We start from the raw sequence: 4,458 nt of genomic DNA on the forward strand, positions 1-4,458 counted from the left end.
TGGGGCGGATAATGCCGGTAACCGCTAAAGGGTTTGCCGGGTTCATCCAGTAAAACGATGCGCTGGTGTTAGCGGATGGTTTGCCCAACTTGCCGATCGTCAGTTTCATTTTTGCACCCGCATGTGTAGCGGCCCGATAATATAAATCACAGGAACCGAATACATCGGTTTTTCAAGACCACATTAGCTGAGGCTATCCGTGCATCAGGAACCCCATTAAGTGAGAATGTGCCCAGATTAATTGAGAACAGCCCGATAACATCGGCCAGGAATCACATTAATTGAGAATAGCGTGCACTACACAGCACCGCCACCCATGCGCAGGCTTGAAAGGTTGTGGGAGGTTATTTGTCCTGTTTTTGATGGTTACAATTAAAGCAGGCGTTGACAGTTGTAACCACGTTCTCAAATATTGCCTTTTTCTTTTTTGCGCTAGTGGATTCCTGGTTTTCCTGTCCTATGTATAGATCGGCTTGCATCAACATTTCTTGTTCACGAACCTTAATCAATACAATCCTCCCCAGCTCCCCTAATTTCTTATGATCGAAGGCATAACAAAGCCCTCTATGGTCATGACCTCAAATTCTCCCATAACAAGAAAATTGCCATCCATGATAACAAGAAAATTGCCATCCATGATGGTGTTACTCACACTTAGCTGCCTGTACCGCAAAAGTGTTTCGCAACAGGCGTGGACGAGCGGTTTCATTTTCTCATCGATATCTGGGTACATATCTTCGGCAATAACCTCATTCAAAACAAAGTCGATGCCATTACCGCGTAATTCAAAGCGGTATAAAAATAGATACATCATTCCCGGCTATATTTTTCAAAATCGCCTCATCTTTACGCGGCTTGTGATGATATTGGGGATTCTAAGCCAGAACCTCAGAAATGTCGTTTGTTTAAACTCACCCTGCTTTCGGAAAACGCCAACGCCCGACTTTGGCCGTTTGGAGCAATTCAAATTATTTTTTAAAGCGGACGTTCACAACTGCTGCGGAATATGATTGGATTATATACGAAGATATTTATACAACGCCATGATTATAAAGGATTTAAAAAATTACGAGGGTTTGGGCTTGGAACCCCTATTGGTTGATTTTCAAGACGGTATTTATCTGGCTGGTTATCGATCTGCATTGTTGACACGACGCCTGCATGATCGGAGGCGAATTCATGGGCCAAAGCGCCAAGGCGTTGAACCTTTAGAATTTCAAGATTTCGTTCGTAGATGAGATCAATCCGTTCGAATGGCCCCAATGGATTTGGACGCAGAGGATCTTCAAGGAACAAAGGCCATGTAAAGCCATGTTGTTGAGGATGCAGCTCGTGCCATGTGTCAGTGTACCCGGCATCGAGAATTTTATGAGGAGTGTCTGTTTGGTCCGGCCCTATTCCTGCAAACTCAGCATCCGCGTTGAAGTCGCCCGCTAGGATTACAGGCAGGTTTGTAGCATCCATAGCCTTGATGAGTTCTTCGGCCTGGGCTTCCTGGATAGTTACTGTTTCAGGGACAAACGGATACACACTCTCGAGGTGGGTATCAACGAAACGGACGCTTTTGCCCTCAATCTTGGCATCGACCGAAATCCAGCCCCGGACGGATTGGCCAAGCTGCCCCAGCGATAAAAGATGATCATAGATATGAGCCTGAGGGTTCGATAGAGACAGTTCGGATTTCTTAAGGTCGGAACGTGCCAGGATGACATCACGGTCAGTGAAACTTACGACCTGTGTTGGATCATCATATCGGCCGATGAGGCTGGGATTAACGGGCAACTGGTTGTGCGTAAGATTATTACTGACCACAACCGTGTAGTGCTGGTTGAGAGCTGCCAGCGAATTGAGCAATAGCTGGAGCTGATCATACAAAACAGTTACTTGCTTCCCGGCCGAAATCGTCTGCCAGAGAGTCACTTCCTGAAGAGAAATCAGGTCAGGCTGCTGGTGAGCGATTTTCCTAGCAAGAAGCGCAGCACGATCGGGAATATCGCTTTGCAATAGTTCCCCGTAAGTCAGCGTTGCCGCCGTCAATAGATCAAATCCAAGATCTAAAAGGAATATGAAATCGGTGCCGGCATCGATGTTCTGCGTCATGACTTTCACAACGCGCTTATTGTCGTATTCATCAGCTCCGGCAACGGAACCGAAGCCAATCAACAATGCCAGAATCATAGTGAATAGGTTTCTACTCAATAACCCCAACTCGTGCTTTCTCATCGAGAACCCCCTATCTGATTAAGTTTAGGCATTATACGTGCTCTCGAACCAACACACATCGTTTCCAGCTTTCAAAGCTCAAAGAGTTCCAGTATGCGGCAGTTGATTTTGTCATAGGCAATGCAAGAATAGGCTGTTGGCCTAACAAGTAATTATAGGGTTTCCGCCTATCTACTCTGCTTTTTTTCTGTAGTCAATCAATTTGCGATGTTAGTCAAATTCGCTAACTGTACATCATCCTGAAATTCCATAATATCCGGTTTCAGCAATCACATGACGATGTTGACAATTCCTCCCGATTTATCTCAAAAATATGCAACGCTGTTAATTAAACAGGGCGTTCCGATCAATCAGTATCTCTAGCAACCTGCAATCAAAACCCCGCCAACCAGCAATCAGCGCAATTTTTGACCGGATTTATTTGCAACTGACGGGCGTTCAAACCGACATTACTTGGACTAGCGGGGGCATTTAAACGGAAACCTGCGGTTTCAGAAAACAGAAAATTATAGGGTAATAAAAAACCATAAGCCAAGATTCCCATGATCAGCAATAGCTTGTCTGACTATTGCCCGAGCGGTGTAGGAGTATCTTATTGATTGGGCTTAAAATTAAACCATAACCGTAAGTTTCTGCACAGATGCTCCCGCTAGTCCTTACGGCCTCGCGCCTTGATCTCTTCCATATCCCAGGGAGTTGACGCGCCGCTGTCTATGTCTTTCTGAATGTCGCTCCTCAATTCCTCAAGCCGCAGTTCACGCAATTGTTCGTGCTCTTCCAAAAGGCGCAAAGCCCCCCGCATAACTTCGCTGACCGAGTTGTACAGGCCACTTTCGACCTTGCCTTTCACCAACTCTTCAAAATGAGGAGTCAAAGAAATGCTCATAGGGTTTATTCCTCCGCTTGGGTTATCAATAACAGAAAATGACAAAGATTGTTATTTGTACATTGTTTTACACTGTCTTTTACTGATTCAGTTGCAAAGGATGGTGAGCTTGTTTTAGTCCACGTTAGCATGAAGAAACCACTTTAAGACATTAAACCACTTATGCACTAAACTTTAATCCGGGCCGTTTTTAAGCTCATCACCTAACTAAAAAACTAACAAAAAAATAAAAATTATGAAAATTAACAAAGGAATAATTGCATTAGTCGTGGGCACTACAGTGATGTCTGGTTGCGCAAGCATCGTTAGCCAATCAAATTGGCCTGTTGCAATTAAGAGCACTCCTGAAGCCTCTGCATTCACAATCACGAACCAAAAAGGGGAAAAGATACACACTGGCACTACCCCCGCAACTGTCAATTTGCCAAGTGGAGCTGGCTTCTTTGATGGTGAAACTTATACTTTACATTTTACAAAGGACGGTTTTCAGGAAAAAACAGCAACTTTGGATACACGTCTAAATGGGTGGTATTTTGGCAATCTAATTTTTGGTGGGATTATTGGCATTTTAATTATCGATCCCGCGACTGGCGCAATGTTTAAGTTACCTGAAACTTTTAGCGCTGACTTAACGGCTCAATTTAGCAGCATAGGCCCGTCGTCAACTGAATTCAAAATTATAAGCTTGAATAATGTCCCTCAAGAGTTGAGAAGCCAACTTATTCTTGTGAAGTAATTTTTGATAAATTAACAGTAAAAGGCCAGTATTTCCGGCCTTTTTAGCACTATGGACATTAAAGGTGGTAGGTGGCTATTAATTCAGTTACAAAAGGTTATGGTTCGCCATTGCATTCCATAATTGCAGGGCTACTCGATAAAACTTTTGTCGTGCAAATAATAAATCGACCATCTTTCATTGTATAGCCATCAGTTGTAGTAGTTCAGACTTAGCCTGACAGCTGACTGGTTTTTAGAGGTGTCTGTCAGGTTAAATTCAGCCTGGAAATTTTTCCTTCCAGACGGTTTTGCCATCTTGTAATGTCGCCATAGGCGTTCACCCGCAACACATTTTACCCTGATGAGTTCGCTTATTATTGTAATAATCGAGCCAGTCGTCCAAATCTTTTTGCAGGGTGGCCGATTCGTTATACAGGTTCTTGCGTAAGGCCACTTGGTAAAACTCCTGCAGGATCGTTTTATGGAAGCGTTCACAAATACCGTTGGTTTGCGGTGATCGTACTTTAGTTTTACTGTGTTCACTATCATTAATCGCCAAATACAGCTGATAATCGTGGCTTTCTGCGCGTCCGCAATACTCGGTGCCACGATCCGTTAAAATCCGTAGCATC

The 4,458-nt window shown here is 44.0% G+C and carries 5 protein-coding genes; 1 reads left to right on the forward strand and 4 read right to left on the reverse strand.

Annotated elements, in window-relative coordinates; all coding sequences use genetic code 11:
• Window positions 1-529 precede the first annotated feature (529 nt).
• The 3 genes from HUX64_RS02210 to HUX64_RS02220 form a co-directional block, all read right to left on the reverse strand.
• The gene (locus HUX64_RS02210; RefSeq protein WP_174624613.1) at window positions 530-814 is read right to left on the reverse strand and encodes a hypothetical protein; all 285 of its coding nucleotides are present in this window, start codon (window positions 812-814) and stop codon (window positions 530-532) included.
• Between the two features lie 233 nt (window positions 815-1,047).
• Entirely contained in the window at window positions 1,048-2,223 is a 1,176-nt protein-coding gene (locus HUX64_RS02215; RefSeq protein ID WP_217426405.1) for an endonuclease/exonuclease/phosphatase family protein, read from the reverse strand.
• 649 nt (window positions 2,224-2,872) lie between these two features.
• A complete protein-coding gene (locus HUX64_RS02220) occupies window positions 2,873-3,109 on the reverse strand; it encodes a type II toxin-antitoxin system ParD family antitoxin (RefSeq protein WP_174624615.1) in 237 nt (78 codons plus the stop codon).
• Between the two features lie 235 nt (window positions 3,110-3,344).
• On the opposite strand from HUX64_RS02220, the gene HUX64_RS02225 reads away from it, so the two are divergent.
• On the forward strand, window positions 3,345-3,845 hold the full coding sequence (locus HUX64_RS02225) for a hypothetical protein (RefSeq protein WP_174624616.1): 501 nt from the start codon (window positions 3,345-3,347) through the stop codon (window positions 3,843-3,845).
• A gap of 318 nt (window positions 3,846-4,163) precedes the next feature.
• Here HUX64_RS02225 and HUX64_RS02230 read toward each other — a convergent pair.
• The coding region (locus tag HUX64_RS02230) for an integrase core domain-containing protein (protein ID WP_174624617.1) at window positions 4,164-4,458 on the reverse strand (295 nt) is incomplete at its 5' end.

Source organism: Candidatus Methylobacter favarea (genome assembly GCF_902806695.1).
Lineage (GTDB): Bacteria > Pseudomonadota > Gammaproteobacteria > Methylococcales > Methylomonadaceae > Methylobacter_B > Methylobacter_B favarea.